The sequence below is a fragment of the Variovorax sp. LjRoot84 genome (genome assembly GCF_964254305.1).
GTDB lineage: Bacteria > Pseudomonadota > Gammaproteobacteria > Burkholderiales > Burkholderiaceae_C > Variovorax.
Genome location: NZ_CAXUTE020000002.1, coordinates 398,956 through 413,461, shown reverse-complemented (window position 1 = coordinate 413,461; position 14,506 = coordinate 398,956). Strand labels below are relative to the sequence as shown.

The following is a 14,506-nucleotide window of genomic DNA, read 5'->3' as shown; positions in this document are numbered from 1 at the left end:
TGCCCCTTAAAGTGCCGCCACAAGGTTCAGCCCATGACGACCATCCAACTCAATTCGCGCATCCTTTTCTTGAGCGATGACCCTGAGGTCGTCGAGCGGCAGCTCCAGGGTGCAAACCTGGCGTTGGTCGAGGCTGGCGCGCTCCGGGACAGCATTTCAACGGACGAGATCACCCCGGCGACGGTAGGCACAGTCTGGGACGAGCGACTCGGCCGCTATCCCTACACGGGGTTCGTATCGGGGGGGCGTTGTCCGATCGGGATCGATGCGGTCAGGAACGGCGGTTTCGCGGTCACCGTCGCCGGCAAGCGTTACGGCAAGGGCTCTTCGCGCGAGCACAGTCCGAGATCAGAGCGAACCGCCGGCATTCGTTTAGTGATCGCGGAAAGCTTCGAGCGGATCTACCGCCAGAATGCGGACAACCTCGGCCTGTTCACCTCCACCGACTTCAGCCTCATCGAGCGAATCCAGCATGGCGAGCCGATCGACATCGAGGAACTGGTGGCTTCGCGTGACGCTCAGGCGGCAGCAATCCTGCGCCATGGAGGGTTGCTGCGCTATGGGCGCGAGCGGATGAAGCAGATCAGCCTGCCGCCCATGGATGCCGCCAGCAACGGCGCCCTAACGCTGGTCGAGAAGATCATCGCGAGGCACTTGGCCGTGACCGGCGACAGCGGCTCCGGTCTGAAGCCGGGCAGCGGAGCCTTCGTTCGGCCCGACTGGCGCTTTCTTATCGAGTACTACACACCCATGTGCGCGCACATGCTTCACGCGGAGTTCGGCCGGCCACTGCAGTTGCACGATGCGCAGAGTGTGCGGCTGTTCGAGGACCACACCTCCTATGTTCATCGCAGCATTGCCCACACGCGCGCCGGATTGATACCTGCCGTTCAGAACGTTGTTCGCGAGCATCGCAAATTCGTCGAGGAGTACGGCTTGATTGCCCATGGCCTGCTGGCGGATGGTATTGGTAGCGAAGGCATCTCGCACCCGATGATGTCCGAGCGCTATGCATTGCCCGGCCAGATGATTGTCGGCACCGACTCGCACACCACCCACAGCGGCGCGCTCGGCTGCATTGCCTTCGGCGTCGGCAGCACCGAGATGGCAAACGCGCTCGTCACCGGATTGGTTCGGATCACCGTTCCTGCGTCTCTGCGAATCGAACTCGCGGGACGACTGGCAACGGGGGTGAGTGCCAAGGACGTCGTCCTGCACTTGCTGGCCGACCCTCGCATTCGAGCCGGTTCTGGTGTCGGCAAGGTGTTTGAATTCACCGGTCCGGTGATCGCCCAGCTTTCCACCGACGAGCGGGCGACCCTGACGAACATGACCGCAGAGCTCGGCGGCTTCACCGGCATCGTTGCTCCCGACCAGGAAACCGTGCGCTTCTTGCGCGAACGCCGGGGCATCGACTTTCAGCTGCAGGATTGGATGTACAGCGACGCGGGGGCTTCATATGCGGAACTCATCCAGGTCGACTGTTCTACGCTCGCGCCGATGGTGGCTCGCCCCGGCGATCCTGGCAACGGCGTGCCTGTCACCGAGTTGCCGGAGCGCCCCAAGGTCGACATCGCCTACGGCGGCTCGTGCACGGGCGGCAAGCGCGAGGACTTCGACGCGTATCACCAGGTGCTTTCGTGGGCTGTGGCGCGGGGCTTGCGCGCGCATCCGGGCGTGAAGCTCTATCTCCAGTTCGGAACGATCGATGTTCGCGATTACTGCGTGAAGAAGGGCTATCTCCATGTCTTCGAACGCGCGGGCGCCGAGATGCTGCAGCCGTCCTGCGGCGCCTGCGTCAACGGGGGGCCCGGAACGTCGGGGCGAGCGGACGAGATCACGATCAGCGCCATCAATCGCAACTTTCCTGGGCGATGCGGTCCGGGAAAAGTCTGGCTCGCGAGTCCCGCCACGGTAGCGGCGAGCGCGATTGCGGGCGAGATCGCGGCTTTTTCGGAGGTGCAGGCCCGTGCTGACGAAGGATCCTTGCATGCCGGCTGAGCAGGCATGCCCTCGGCGCCCGGGGGCCAAGCTGAGCCTCCGCAATCAAGAGCGCGAAGCGATCACCACCGATCCTTGGTTCTCTGCGCTCTCGGCGAGCCTTCGTCACGACATCCTGCGACGTGCCCGGGTGCGACGCCATCCTGACGCCGATGTGATTTGCCGGCGTGGTGATCCCGCCGATGCCTGGCTGGCGGTGTTGGCCGGCGCCGTACGCATCGGATCCCATACACCCGAGGATAGGCAGATCACGCTGCGCTATGTCGAACCGGGCGTGTGGTTCGGGGAAGTCGAGATGTTCGATCTGAAGGGTCGCCCCTACGACGTCCTGGCGCACGGGAAAACCACTCTGCTGCGTGTCGGGCGGGAGGACGTGCAGCAGCTTCTGGTCGATCATCCCGAGTTCTGTCTTGCGCTGTTGCGTCTTCAATCGCAACGCGCGCGGCAGCTATATCGTCTCGCGGAGGATCTGAAGACCAAGTCATTGCGGGCTCGAATCGCACGACAGCTTTCGCAACTCGCACGCACCTACGGAGAACCGGCGGGTGCAAGCGGTCCGGGGGTACGGATCGCCTTGCGTCTACGGCAGAACGAACTTGCCGACTTGGTAGGTTGCTCGCGGCAGAGGCTGAACCAGGAGCTGAAGCTGATAGAGCGGGACCGAACGATCCGCATCGAACCCGGCGGCGTCGTCGTGTGCAACGACCAGGCGCTGCGGCAGATCTACGAACGGGCTTTATAACTACCGACCCTGGGCGACAATCCAGTCCCCCCAGCCCTGACCCAGGAACATGCGTCGCGTCGATCCCGTCAGCCTTCAATTGTTCCTCGCCGCCGCGCGCGAAGGCTCGATCAAGCGCGCAGCGGATGCCGAGCACATTGCGCAATCTGCGCTCAGCCGGCGCATTGCCGACCTGGAGCACGCGCTGGGAGTGCAGCTCCTGAGCCGCTCCCCCCTCGGTGTCACCCTCACGGAAGCGGGGCAACGAGCGTATGCCCTCGGCGAAAAACTCGACGCCGATATTCAATCGTTCGCGCGAGAGGTGCAGGCGTTGAGCGGGGAGGTCGCCGGCACGGTACGCCTGTTTGCCAACCTCTCCTCGATAGTTGGATTTCTCCCTGAGCGGCTGCATGCGTTTCGGGTCGAGCACCCGGGCGTGGAAATCGTGCTGCAGGAGCGCTCGTCAAGCGAGTGCATCCGAGCCTGCCTGGACGACCGTGCGGATGTGGCGATCTGCCTCGCAGGCGTGGCGGCACCGCCTGCGCTTGAGTCCTGGCATTTCGCTGACGACCCGCTGATCGTGATCCTGCCGCCGAATCATCCATTGACCAAGCAGCGCGCGATTCGTTTCGAGGAATTGCTGCGTCACCCGATCGTACGCATCCAGTCCGGTGGAGCGGGCGACAGCTTTATACAAGAGCAGGCTGAAAAGCTCCGGATGCCGTACACACCGGTTGTTGCGGTCAGCAGTTACGAGGCCGCCTGCCGCATGGTGGAGGTCGGCCTGGGCGTCGCAATCATGACCGGCAGTGCGTTGCGAGCGCTCGCCGGCACGAAACGCTTCGTGCGACGACCGCTCGACGAGCCTTGGAAGGACCGGGAACTGCGCGTGTTTGCGCTCAAGAAATCAAGCCGGCTGCGGGCCGTCGACGCCATGATCGCTGCTCTACACAGCTGATCCTCGCGCGCGCTTTCTGCTCGGCCCGAACCATCTGGGGCCGGGTCGCCCAGCGGCTTCGTGCAAGGGTATCGCGTACGGACATATCCCTTCTGACGCAAGAGCACTTCGCCCATCGACGGCATCCCACCTACAGTCCCCTCGAGCGAGCATCGCTCTACAAGAACTGCCAGGCGGCGCGGCCGCTGAGGCAGCGGCACTTTCCGCCAATCCCACGGAGACATCCATGCGCCTTTCATTGCTTCTCGGCCGCAGAGCCGCCGTCGCCCTTTCACTGTTGAGCATCGCCGGCGCGTTCTCGCCGGCGCAGGCGCAAACGGCCGATAGCAGGCCCCTGCGCCTGATCGTTCCCAATCAGGCAGGTTCCGGCGTGGACGCCGTGGCTCGTTCCATGAGCAACGGCCTGGCTACTGCCTTCGGGCGGCCGATCGTCATCGAGAACCTGCCCGGCAGTGGCGGGTTGATCGGGACGCAGCAGATCGTGCGGGCCCCGAAGGACGGTTCGGTCCTGGGCATGGTGTCCTCCAATCACGTCATCAATCCCTTCATCTACAAGCACGTACCGTTCGACGCCATCAAGGACATCACGCCGATTTCCGTGATCGCGTCATCCGCTCTTGTGCTGGCGGTGAACCCGGACACGGTCAAGGCCAGGACCACGCGCGAGTTCATTGCCGAGCTGAAGGCCAGCCCCAAGAAGTTCTCCTATGGTTCGGCCGGCAACGGGACAGTCCTGCACTTGGCTGCGGAGTATTTCCTCGGCGAGGCAGGAGTCCAGGCCCAGCACATCCCGTACAAGGGCACAGGCAACATGATCACCGACATCATCGGCGGGCAGGTCCATTTCGGCATGTTGCCGCTGGCGGTCGCGGCCCCTCAGATCAAGGCCGGGAAGCTCCGCGCTCTTGCGGTGAGTACTTCATCGCGCAGCCCGGCACTGCCCGACGTCCCAACAGTGGCTGAAAGCGGCATTCCGAACTTCGAGTTCGACAGCTGGGTCGCGATTATCGGCCCTGCAGGCTTGCCACCCGCCGTGATCGCGAGCACGTACCAGAAACTCAGGGACGCGTTGGCGACGAAAGAGATTCATGACAGCTTCGTGGCGCAAGGCTTCACGCCGATGACGACCACACCCGAGCAGACGCAGCTTTTGCTGGTGTCCGAGCTGGAGAAGCACGGCAAGCTAGTGAAGCGGTCTGGCGCCACGGCTGACTGATCTCCCGCAATCCTGATCCCTGATCCAACGGAGAAGAAGGCATGAGCACGGTGGTTTCCCTCAACGACAAATACGAGTTGCCGAAGGGCCGCGTGTTCATGACTGGCACGCAAGCGCTCGTGCGTCTGCTTGTAGCGCAGAAGGCGCGCGACGAAGCAGCGGGCCTGAATACCGGCGGCTTCGTGTCTGGATACCGCGGCTCACCGCTGGGTTCCGTCGATCAGGAGCTCTGGAAGGCCAGGAAGCATCTCGAGCAGAACAAGGTCACTTTCAATCCTGGCCTCAACGAGGAGCTTGCCGCCACCTCCGTATGGGGATCCCAGATGGCCGGCATGGACCCGAAGGCCACAGTCGATGGCGTGTTCGCCATGTGGTATGGCAAGGGCCCGGGCGTGGATCGCAGCGGCGACGTCTTCAAGCACGGGAATATCGCGGGCACATCGAAGTTCGGCGGCGTGTTGGCCATCGCCGGCGACGACCACACGTGCAAGTCATCGACGCTGCCGCACCAAAGTGAACAGGCCTTCATCGCCGCCGCGATCCCCGTGCTCAACCCTTCCGGCGTACGCGAATTCCTTGAGTTCGGGCTTCACGGCTGGGCGATGTCGCGCTACTCGGGCTGCTGGATCGGCTTCAAGGCCATCAGCGAAACCATCGAGACCACCTCGTCCTTCGAGATCGACCCGATGGCGATCGAGATAAGGATTCCCGACAACCAGCAGTTGCCGGCGGGTTCGCTATCGATCCGTTGGCCGGATCCGCCGATGGAGCAAGAGGCGCGGCTGCTGCGCGACAAGCTTCAAGCCGTGCTCGAGTACGTCCGGCTGAACGGATTGAACCGGCAGGAGTGGAAGGTCCCGAACGCAAAACTGGGCATCGTGACCACGGGCAAGAGCTACCTGGATACGCGTGAAGCCCTGTCGCTGCTCGGCATTGACGAAGCCGGCGCCAAATCCCTCGGACTGCGCGTGCTGAAGATCGGCGTAACCTGGCCGCTCGAACCTGACTGCGTGACGGAGTTCGCCCAGGGGTTGCACGAGATCCTCGTCGTGGAAGAGAAGCGAGGTGTGCTCGAGCCGCAGATCAAGGAACAGCTGTACAACGCGCCCTCTGATTCCCGCCCCCGCGTTGTCGGCAAGGCGGATGGTGGGGGGGAATGGGTCCGGTCGCCGAACGGGTTCTTGCTGCCTCCGAACGGCGAACTCACGCCGGCGCTGATCGCTAAGGTCATTGCGCAGCGCCTGCTTCAGGTGCTCGGCGCTGGCGCACTGCCGCAGTCGGCGACAGCAGTTCTGGCGGACGCCGGCTGCGCCGCGGCCCTCGATCCGACGCTGCCACAGCGACTGCCGTTCTTCTGCTCTGGCTGTCCGCACAACACTTCGACCAAGGTCCCCGAGGGCTCGCGAGCAGGCGCGGGGATCGGCTGTCACGGGATGGCGACCTGGATGGATCGCAACACGGGCAACATCACGCAGATGGGCGGTGAAGGCGCTGCCTGGATCGGCCATGCACCGTTCACCTCCGAGGGCCACATCTTCCAGAACCTTGGCGATGGCACCTACAGCCACTCTGGTTCGCTGGCGCTGCGCGCCGCCATCGCCGCAGGCGTCAACATCACCTACAAGATTTTGGCCAATGACGCAGTCGCGATGACCGGCGGACAGCCGATCGAGGGGAGCCTGAGCGCCGTTCAAATCTTGCAGCAGGTTGCTGCCGAGGGTGTCAAGAACCTGCACCTGGTGTCCGACGACCCCGCGTCGTGGCAGGCGCTGGGCGGGCTGCCCGCCGGATCGGTCATCAACCATCGTGACCAGCTCGACGAGGTGCAGCGGCAGCTGCGGGAAACGTCCGGAGTTTCCGTCATCGTCTACGCGCAAACGTGCGCCGCCGAGAAACGCCGCCGGCGCAAGAAGAAGGAGATGGTTGATCTGCCGAAGCGCGTCGTGATCAACGAGGAAGTGTGCGAAGGCTGCGGCGACTGCGGGGCGCAGTCGAACTGCGTCTCCATCGTGCCGCTGGAAACGCCGCTCGGCCGCAAGCGAGCGATCGACCAGAGCTCGTGCAACAAGGACTACTCCTGCGTCAAAGGCTTCTGTCCCAGCTTCGTGACCGTCGAAGGCGGTGCTCTTCGCAAGGCTGCCAGAACCAAGAATGCGCTTCCTGCCAACCTGCCCCAGCCCATCATTCCGGCGCTGGAGGAGCCGTACAACGTGCTGATCACCGGCGTCGGCGGCACCGGCGTGGTCACCATCGGTGCGCTCATGGGCATGGCCGCGCACCTCGAAGGCAAGGGCGTCATCATCTTGGACATGGCGGGTCTGGCGCAGAAGGGCGGCGCGGTGATGTCGCATGTGCGCCTGGCTGCGCGGCCCGAAGCATTGCATGGCGCACGAATCGGACAGAAGCAGGCGGACCTGCTGCTGGCCTGCGATCTCATGGTCGCGGCAGGAAAGGAGGCGATGGCCGCATCCGGCATCGAGCGGACTGCCGCGGTCGTGAACACCCAAGTCGCGCCCACCGGCGGCTTCACGAAGAGCCCGGATTGGCAGGCGCGTCCCGACGACCTGTTGGAGCAGTTGAAGTCGGGGGTCAAGCAGACCACGACGGTCGACGCTTCGCGGCTTGCCACCAGGCTACTGGGCGACGCAGTGGCGACGAACGTCTTCATGCTCGGGTTTGCCTGGCAGTTAGGGCGGGTCCCCCTGTCGGAGGCAGCGCTGCTGCGGGCCATCGAACTCAACGATACCGCCGTAGAGATGAACACCGCGGCGTTCGCCTGGGGACGTCAGGCCGCCCTGGAGCCGGACAAGGTGCGTGCAGCGGCCGGCGTCGACACGCCGCAAGTGATGCTGCTGCCGCAGCGCGTACCTGCACTGGACACGGTCGTTGCCGATCGAAAGAAGCGGCTTGCCGGCTTCCAGAGTGAAAAGTACGCACAGCATTTCGAGGATCTTGTTCGTGAACTGGCCGCCCTCGAGAACTCGAGGTTGGGGAGCGAGCGCGTGGCTCGCGAGGTCGCCATCAGCCTCTACAAGTTGATGGCGTACAAGGACGAGTACGAGGTGGCCCGCCTCTATACGGAGAGCGGGTTCTTCGAGCGCCTCGACCGCGAGTTCGAGGGCGACTACAAGCTGCACTTCCACCTGGCACCGCCGCTCTTGGCCAAGCGAGACGGCAATGGGCGTTTGCTGAAGAAGGCCTACGGGCCCTGGTTGGCCAAGGCTTTCCGATGGCTCGCCAAGGGCAAGGTTCTGCGGGGCACCGTTTTCGACATATTCGGCTACACGGCGGAGCGCCGCAGCGAGCGTGCCGAGATCGAGCGTTACCTCGAGCAGATGCGGCAGGTGCTCGCCGAGGCGCGGCCCGAGCAGACTGCAACTCTTCTGGAACTCGCGAGGCTGCCGCAAACCATGCGCGGCTATGGGCATGTGAAAGAGGCGAACGTGAACGCTGCGCGCAAGCGCGAGGCTTACCTTCTTGAACAGCTGCATAAGCCGGTCGCAGCCAAGGATGCACAAGTCCAGGACCGTGAAGTCCAGGTTGTCTGAGGGAATGACATGAAGAACCAAGATGTATTCGTGGTTGGTGCTGTCCGTACCGCCATCGGCACCTTCGGCGGATCGCTAAAGGAGATTCCGCTTTCGCACTTGGCGACCACGGCGGTCAAGGCCGCACTGGAGCGTAGCGGGGTCGATCCTGCAAGCGTCGGCCATGTCGTAGTGGGCAACGTCATACCCACTGAACCTCGCGACGCTTATCTTTCGCGTGTTGCCGCGGTCGAAGCCGGCATCCCGCATCAGACTCCGGCGTTCAATGTCAATCGTCTCTGCGGATCCGGCTTGCAGGCCATCATCTCGGCCGCGCAGACGCTTTTGCTTGGGGAAGCGTCGATTGCCGTAGCCGGCGGCGCCGAATCCATGAGCCGAGGGCCCTACCTGCTGGCTGCTGCCCGCTGGGGCAGCCGGATGGGAGACATCCAGGCGACGGACTACATGATGGGCATCCTGCACGACCCGTTCCATCGGATCCACATGGGGATCACGGCGGAGAACGTTGCTGACCGAGCTGCGATCACACGCGAGATGCAGGACGAACTGGCGTTGGAAAGCCAGGTGCGGGCTACCCGCGCCGTCGCCGAAGGTTGGTTCAGGTCACAGATCGTTGCCATCGACGTCCCAAGCCGGAAGGGAACAGTGATCTTCGATACTGACGAACACGTGCGCGGCGGCACCACCCTGGAGCAACTTGCGAAGATGAAACCCGCGTTCAAGGAGAACGGGACGGTCACGGCGGGGAACGCCTCCGGTATCAATGACGGTGCCTCCGCCGTGGTGCTGGCTACAGAGGATGCCCTCCGGCAGGGAAAGCTGAAGCCGTTGGCACGGCTCGTGAGCTATGCGCATGCGGGCGTGGATCCCAGATACATGGGGCTCGGCCCCGTCCCTGCGACTCACCTGGCGCTGCAGCGGGCGGGATTGACCGTAGACGAACTTGACGTGATTGAATCGAATGAGGCGTTTGCGGCGCAGGCATGTGCGGTGAGTCGGGCGCTTCATTTCGACCCGGCTAAGGTCAATCCCAATGGATCCGGCATTTCGCTTGGACATCCTGTGGGAGCGACCGGGTCCATCATCGCCACCAAAGCCGTCCATGAGCTGCGGCGCATTGGCGGAAGGTACGCGCTGGCTACGATGTGTATCGGTGGCGGACAGGGCGTTGCGGCAATCTTCGAACGAGTGTGAGCATTACAAGCTCGAACTTCTTAGACGGCGACCGGTAGTCAGCAGCCGGCCCCTCAACGAAGTTTCCCAACTTCCAAGGATTCTTCGGCTCGTACCCCCATCAGGACTGCTTTGAGAGACGATGCCATGGGCATCGGCGTGAAAGCCCTTGGTACCATCCATATCCGGTGCAACATCGCGGCGCTGGGGGAGCGCAACGTCACCGTGAGCTTCGGCGGGACTTCTTTTGTTCCAGGCCGGGGTTTTGGGGGCAGACCAGACGGTGTAATTGTCCTGCAGCCCGGTGTCACTGAGAAAGCGATCGAGTTGGCAACTTCACTAGCCGCAACGGGCGGGGGCGTAGGCGGAGCTGGAGGCCGGGCGGCGGTCTTTGGTCCCAACGGCGATTTAGGGCAACGCTGATCAAGCCACTGTTTTCGTTGAACAGTGGTGATGGCTTGCGGGCGACGTGAAATCCGGCGATTTCACTGCTGTCTGATCGATTGTGGGGCGCATTCAAAGGCGAATTGGCCCGTTCGGACTCTGGCTGGGGGCCATTGGCCCACTCCTGGTTCACTTTGCACGCATTTGTGCCAACAGTGGTTGCCTCGCCAGATAGATGTTGGCCATCGCCAGCGCCACGAACGCCCGGGTCGCGTTCTTCGCGAGGCCTCGATATCGCACCTTGTTGAAACCCCACAAGCGCTTGACCACCGCGAAGACATGTTCGACCCGCGAGCGAATCTTCGACTTGTTGCGGTTCTTCGCCTTCTTCACCTCGTCGACCTCGCACCCCGCCTTGCGCGTGCGCTGGTTGGTGAAGTCCAGCGCGTTCGGCGCCTTGCCCCGAATCAGGTCCTTCTGGCTCGCGTAGGCGCTGTCGCCGTAGACGCGGCGCTCGTTGCCGTGCAGCAAGTCGGGCAGTGGATGCTTGTCATGCACGTTGGCAGCCGTCACCACGGCGCTGTGTACCAGCCCGCTCTGGCTGTCCACGCCAATGTGCAATTTCATGCCGAAGTGCCATTGCATCCCCTTGCGCGTCTGGTGCATCTCGGGGTCTCGCGCCTTGTCTGCGTTCTTGGTCGAACTCGGTGCGCCAATGAGTGTTGCATCCACGATGGTGCCGGTCTTGATCTGGAAGCCGCTGGACTGCAGCACCTTGCCCACTTCGTCAAACAGCTTCTTGCCCAGGTCGTGTTTGTCCAGCAGATGGCGGAACTTCAGCACCGTGGTCTCGTCAGGCACCCGCTCGACACCCAGGTCGATGCCCACAAAGCTGCGCAGGCTGGCGATGTCATACAACGCCTCCTCAACCGCGTTGTCAGCCAGGTTGAACCAGTGCTGCAGCAGGTGGATGCGCAGCATGCGCTCCAGTCCGATTGGAGGGCGCCCATTGCCAGCCTTGGGATAGTGCGGCTCGATCACTGCGCACAACGCGGCCCACGGAACGATCGCGTCCATGGCCTTCAGAAAGTCCTCGCGCTTGGTGCGACGACGAAATCGTTCGAATCCCGCACCCTGGTCCGCCGCCATCGCCAATGTCTGCTGCTTCATGTTCGGCACTCTCGCTATGACTATGCCTTCAACACAGCAAGCCACGGGCCAGGGGACTTGATCAGACTTGCCCTAGGTGACCCGCCAGTGCGCCGCCGCACACAATCTACCAACCGCTGATGATCCGGGAGCGCAACGGGCGGGCGAGTCGCCGGTGCTGTTCAGCATCTCAGCGCTCGCGCCCCTTTTTTTCGACTGGCCTTACGGCCACAATTGCCATTGCTGAGGCGGGATTCTGCGCTCGCTGAAGCGTAGCGGCAAGGCGCTACGCCTCAATCGCTTGTCGTGTTCGTTCTGAACGTCGCACTCACGCCGCACTCAAGAGCGCGCGATCGGACTTACCGTGTCGCCGATCTCGCACCGCGAGTCATGGTGCGGATGGGGATAGAGTCCGAGCGACCGCCGAATGTGGGCAGCTTCTCGACGGGGCAGCGACGCTTCCTGGAGTTCCATCGCGAGAACGTGCTGCTGCGGTCTAGCTTTCCGAATCATCTGATCGAGATTGGCTCGCGTTAGGACCTTGCTTGGCCACAGGCGCGAGGCTGAAATGTTCATCACACGAAGGCAACTTTGCAGATGCGGCCCAGGCAGAAATCTGCGCGCGCGCGGCGGCACAGCGCAGCCTCCTGGCAAAGGAGGCACTCGTGTCGAGCGTGAAGGCCGCGCTGGCTCTGCGCTATGACGATCCCGAATGGGCGCGCACCTGCCCCCTCTGCAGGCGCGCACGCCAGCGCAGCGACAGGCGTCAGAACTCGAAAACGCAGGCTGGAAGTTCAGCATCGAAGCTGCCTGAGTTGCAGAGGTCAGGGCTTCGGTGGGAGCGCTCGTACTCGAACTTGCCGGCTCGAGCGCCAGCACTTGGCCGGCGATCGAGTCGACCATTGCAGGCGCCTTCGTCCTATTCGGCGCGGATGCCATTGCGCAGGATGCCGATGGCGTCGACCTCGATCTCCACGACGTCACCCGGCTTCATCCAGACCGGCGGATTGCGCTTCGCGCCGACGCCGCCCGGCGTACCCGCGACGCGATGCTGGCGGGTGGGCACACCGAAGTGTGGGCCTATCGCTTCGATTGGGACGAGGCGCCTGCGATGCCTTTCGTGCGCCCGGACCTGCTTCTCGGCGCGGCTCACGCCATGGAGATGGCCTTCGCCTTCCGTGACACGGCCGGCGAACTCGACATCTTTGGCGTCAACACGCCGTTCAATCGCGCCGGCAGGGCCGTGCTCGCCCACCCAGGCGATGGGCGATGCCTGGACCAGCTTCGCACGCGGCGGGATGCCGACGTTGCCAAGCCATGAGTGGTCGCGCCGCAGGATCGAGAAGGAACGTCCCGATTGCCTGCTTTTCGACACTGCACGTGATGGCGACATTCGCATGGCGAGGCTCAGCACAGACATGGCAGCGGTCAAGCAGATGCTGAAGACTGACTCAGAGGCCGAGCCTGCCACCTTGCGCTGCCGCATCTACGCGCGCGTCTTCGTATGGAATCCGTTGTTCGCCGGCCATGGCGACGCATCTGAGTACGAGCTTTGGTGCCGCAAATTTGGTTGCGCCATTCCAGCTATCGAGTTCCGGCCAAGGCTTGAAGTTTGACGCAACGCTGGTGACGCATTTCCTTGGCTGCCCGAGCGGGCACTACGAATTGATTCAGAGCGCACTCGACGCGGTTTGCCTTGAAGCAACGCGGCAATCGGTCGACCATCACTTCCCAGTAAAGCAAGTACGGAGACAGACGTGGAGACTCAAGTTGTCGACTACATCGTGGTCGGCGCCGGCTCGGCCGGATGTGTGATCGCGCACCGCCTCATCAAGGCGGGTCATTCGGTGCTTCTGCTCGAGGCAGGCCCGACCGATAGGATCAAGTTCGTGAAGATGCCAGCGACGTTCGTTCGTGTCATCGGGACCGAGCGTTCGTGGGTTTACGAAACCGTCGCTCAGCCGCACGCCAACGGCCGCAAGATGTACGTACCGCAGGGACGCATGAACGGTGGCGGCAGTTCGCTCAACGCGATGATCTACATCCGCGGCGCGGCCGCCGACTACGATGGATGGGCTGAGGCAGGCTGCAACGACTGGGCCTGGAAGGATGTTCTGCCCGCGTTCAAGCGCGCCGAGAACAACATGCGCTTCTCCGGCGAGATGCATGGTACCGACGGGCCGCTGCATGTCAGCGACACGAAGTACCGGCACCCTCTGAGTCTGGCATTCGTGAAGGCCGCGCAGGAGGCGGGCCTTCCGTACAACGATGATTTCAACAGCGGCGCCCAGGGGGGCGTGGGCTTCTACCAAACCACGACGATCGACGGCTCGCGCGGCAGCACGGCCGCGACGTACCTCGCCGCGGTTCTCGACGACGCAAAGCTCACCGTGGTCAACGGCGCCCACGTGCTGCGCGTGACCATAGAGAGCGGCAATGCGACCGGTGTCGAGTACCGCCGCGATGGCGGCGGGACCGTGAAGGCGCTCGCCAACCGCGAGGTCGTGCTGAGCGCTGGTGCGCTCGCGTCGCCGAAGCTGCTGCAGGTGTCCGGTATCGGCCCCGGCGAACTGCTCCGACAGCTTGGCGTCCCGGTGCAAAGCGATCTGCCCGGCGTAGGCGAGAACTTCCAGGACCACTTGGAGATCATTGCGCACGGCCGCTGCAAGGAACCGATCAGCCTGCTCGGCCAGGACAAGGGCCTCACGGCGTTGAAGCACGGCGTGCAGTGGGAGCTGTTCAAGACAGGCCTTCTCACCTCCAACGTGGTGGAGAGCGGCGGCTTCGTCGACACAGCCGGTACCGGGCGCCCAGATGTGCAGTTCCATGTGCTGCCCGTGCTGGTGGGCGACGTGGACCGCCCGATGCCGGAGGTGCACGGCATTTCGATCGACCCCTGTTTCCTGCGCCCGAAGTCGCGCGGACGCGTGCGGGCCGTCAGCGCGAACGCCCTCGATCCGGCGCAGTTCGATGGAGGCTTCCTGTCGGAGCAGGAAGATGTGGATACGCTCGTGCGCGGCCTCAAATTGGCACGACGTATTCTGCGCATGCCCTCGCTGCGCAAGGTCGTCGCCGAAGAGCTCTACCCGGGCCCTCAGGAGCACATTCCCGACAGCGAGCTTGAGCAGTTCGTGCGCCAGTACGCCAAGACCGTCTACCACCCCGTGGGCACCTGCCGGATGGGGAATGATCCGATGGCTGTCGTCGATTCCCAACTCCGCGTGCGCGGCGTCGGCCGCCTGCGTGTGTGCGATGCGTCGGTGATGCCCACCATCTGCAGCGGCAACACCAATGCGCCCACCATCATGATCGCCGAGCGCGGTGCCGAGTTCATGCTCGGCCGCTAAAGCGGTGCG

9 protein-coding genes and 1 pseudogene are annotated in these 14,506 nt (G+C 63.5%); 8 read left to right on the top strand and 2 right to left on the bottom strand.

Annotated elements, in window-relative coordinates:
• The first annotated feature begins 33 nt into the window (after window positions 1-33).
• The 6 genes from ACSQ9I_RS32640 (at window position 34) to ACSQ9I_RS32615 (ending at window position 9,638) form a co-directional block, all read left to right on the top strand.
• On the top strand, window positions 34-2,001 hold the full coding sequence (locus ACSQ9I_RS32640; protein WP_436316173.1) for an aconitase family protein: 1,968 nt from the start codon (window positions 34-36) through the stop codon (window positions 1,999-2,001).
• The gene (locus tag ACSQ9I_RS32635; protein WP_436316172.1) at window positions 1,991-2,743 is read left to right on the top strand and encodes a Crp/Fnr family transcriptional regulator; all 753 of its coding nucleotides are present in this window, start codon (window positions 1,991-1,993) and stop codon (window positions 2,741-2,743) included. Before ACSQ9I_RS32640 ends, ACSQ9I_RS32635 begins: the two co-directional genes overlap by 11 nt.
• A gap of 49 nt (window positions 2,744-2,792) precedes the next feature.
• Window positions 2,793-3,680 (top strand): LysR family transcriptional regulator, encoded by an 888-nt coding sequence (locus ACSQ9I_RS32630; protein WP_436316171.1) that lies wholly within the window; start codon window positions 2,793-2,795, stop codon window positions 3,678-3,680.
• A 226-nt stretch (window positions 3,681-3,906) separates the two neighbouring features.
• Window positions 3,907-4,896, top strand: coding sequence for a Bug family tripartite tricarboxylate transporter substrate binding protein (locus tag ACSQ9I_RS32625; protein ID WP_436316170.1), 990 nt, complete (start codon window positions 3,907-3,909; stop codon window positions 4,894-4,896).
• A 41-nt stretch (window positions 4,897-4,937) separates the two neighbouring features.
• On the top strand, window positions 4,938-8,444 hold the full coding sequence (locus ACSQ9I_RS32620; protein ID WP_436316169.1) for an indolepyruvate ferredoxin oxidoreductase family protein: 3,507 nt from the start codon (window positions 4,938-4,940) through the stop codon (window positions 8,442-8,444).
• A gap of 9 nt (window positions 8,445-8,453) precedes the next feature.
• Window positions 8,454-9,638 (top strand): acetyl-CoA C-acyltransferase family protein, encoded by a 1,185-nt coding sequence (locus ACSQ9I_RS32615; RefSeq protein WP_436316168.1) that lies wholly within the window; start codon window positions 8,454-8,456, stop codon window positions 9,636-9,638.
• Window positions 9,639-10,190: 552 nt separating this feature from the next.
• Here the strand turns inward: ACSQ9I_RS32615 and ACSQ9I_RS32610 are convergent.
• Complete coding sequence (locus ACSQ9I_RS32610; RefSeq protein WP_436313353.1) at window positions 10,191-11,171, bottom strand: IS5 family transposase; 981 nt, start codon at window positions 11,169-11,171, stop codon at window positions 10,191-10,193.
• A gap of 898 nt (window positions 11,172-12,069) precedes the next feature.
• Window positions 12,070-12,195: pseudogene (locus ACSQ9I_RS32605) on the bottom strand (fumarylacetoacetate hydrolase family protein); the annotation flags it as partial.
• Between the two features lie 373 nt (window positions 12,196-12,568).
• On the opposite strand from ACSQ9I_RS32605, the gene ACSQ9I_RS32600 reads away from it, so the two are divergent.
• Window positions 12,569-12,766: a hypothetical protein gene (locus ACSQ9I_RS32600; RefSeq protein WP_436316167.1), complete on the top strand. Its 198-nt coding sequence runs from the start codon at window positions 12,569-12,571 to the stop codon at window positions 12,764-12,766.
• A gap of 141 nt (window positions 12,767-12,907) precedes the next feature.
• Window positions 12,908-14,497, top strand: coding sequence for a GMC family oxidoreductase (locus ACSQ9I_RS32595; protein ID WP_436316166.1), 1,590 nt, complete (start codon window positions 12,908-12,910; stop codon window positions 14,495-14,497).
• Window positions 14,498-14,506: the final 9 nt, after the last annotated feature.

Bases quoted from the DNA above. Each gene is read 5' to 3' on its own strand.
- ACSQ9I_RS32640 (WP_436316173.1), top strand. From the start codon at position 34: ATGACGACCATCCAACTCAATTCGCGCATCCTTTTCTTGAGCGATGAC.
- ACSQ9I_RS32635 (WP_436316172.1), top strand. From the start codon at position 1,991: ATGCCGGCTGAGCAGGCATGCCCTCGGCGCCCGGGGGCCAAGCTGAGC.
- ACSQ9I_RS32630 (WP_436316171.1), top strand. From the start codon at position 2,793: ATGCGTCGCGTCGATCCCGTCAGCCTTCAATTGTTCCTCGCCGCCGCG.
- ACSQ9I_RS32625 (WP_436316170.1), top strand. From the start codon at position 3,907: ATGCGCCTTTCATTGCTTCTCGGCCGCAGAGCCGCCGTCGCCCTTTCA.
- ACSQ9I_RS32620 (WP_436316169.1), top strand. From the start codon at position 4,938: ATGAGCACGGTGGTTTCCCTCAACGACAAATACGAGTTGCCGAAGGGC.
- ACSQ9I_RS32615 (WP_436316168.1), top strand. From the start codon at position 8,454: ATGAAGAACCAAGATGTATTCGTGGTTGGTGCTGTCCGTACCGCCATC.
- ACSQ9I_RS32610 (WP_436313353.1), bottom strand. From the start codon at position 11,171: ATGAAGCAGCAGACATTGGCGATGGCGGCGGACCAGGGTGCGGGATTC.
- ACSQ9I_RS32600 (WP_436316167.1), top strand. From the start codon at position 12,569: ATGGCAGCGGTCAAGCAGATGCTGAAGACTGACTCAGAGGCCGAGCCT.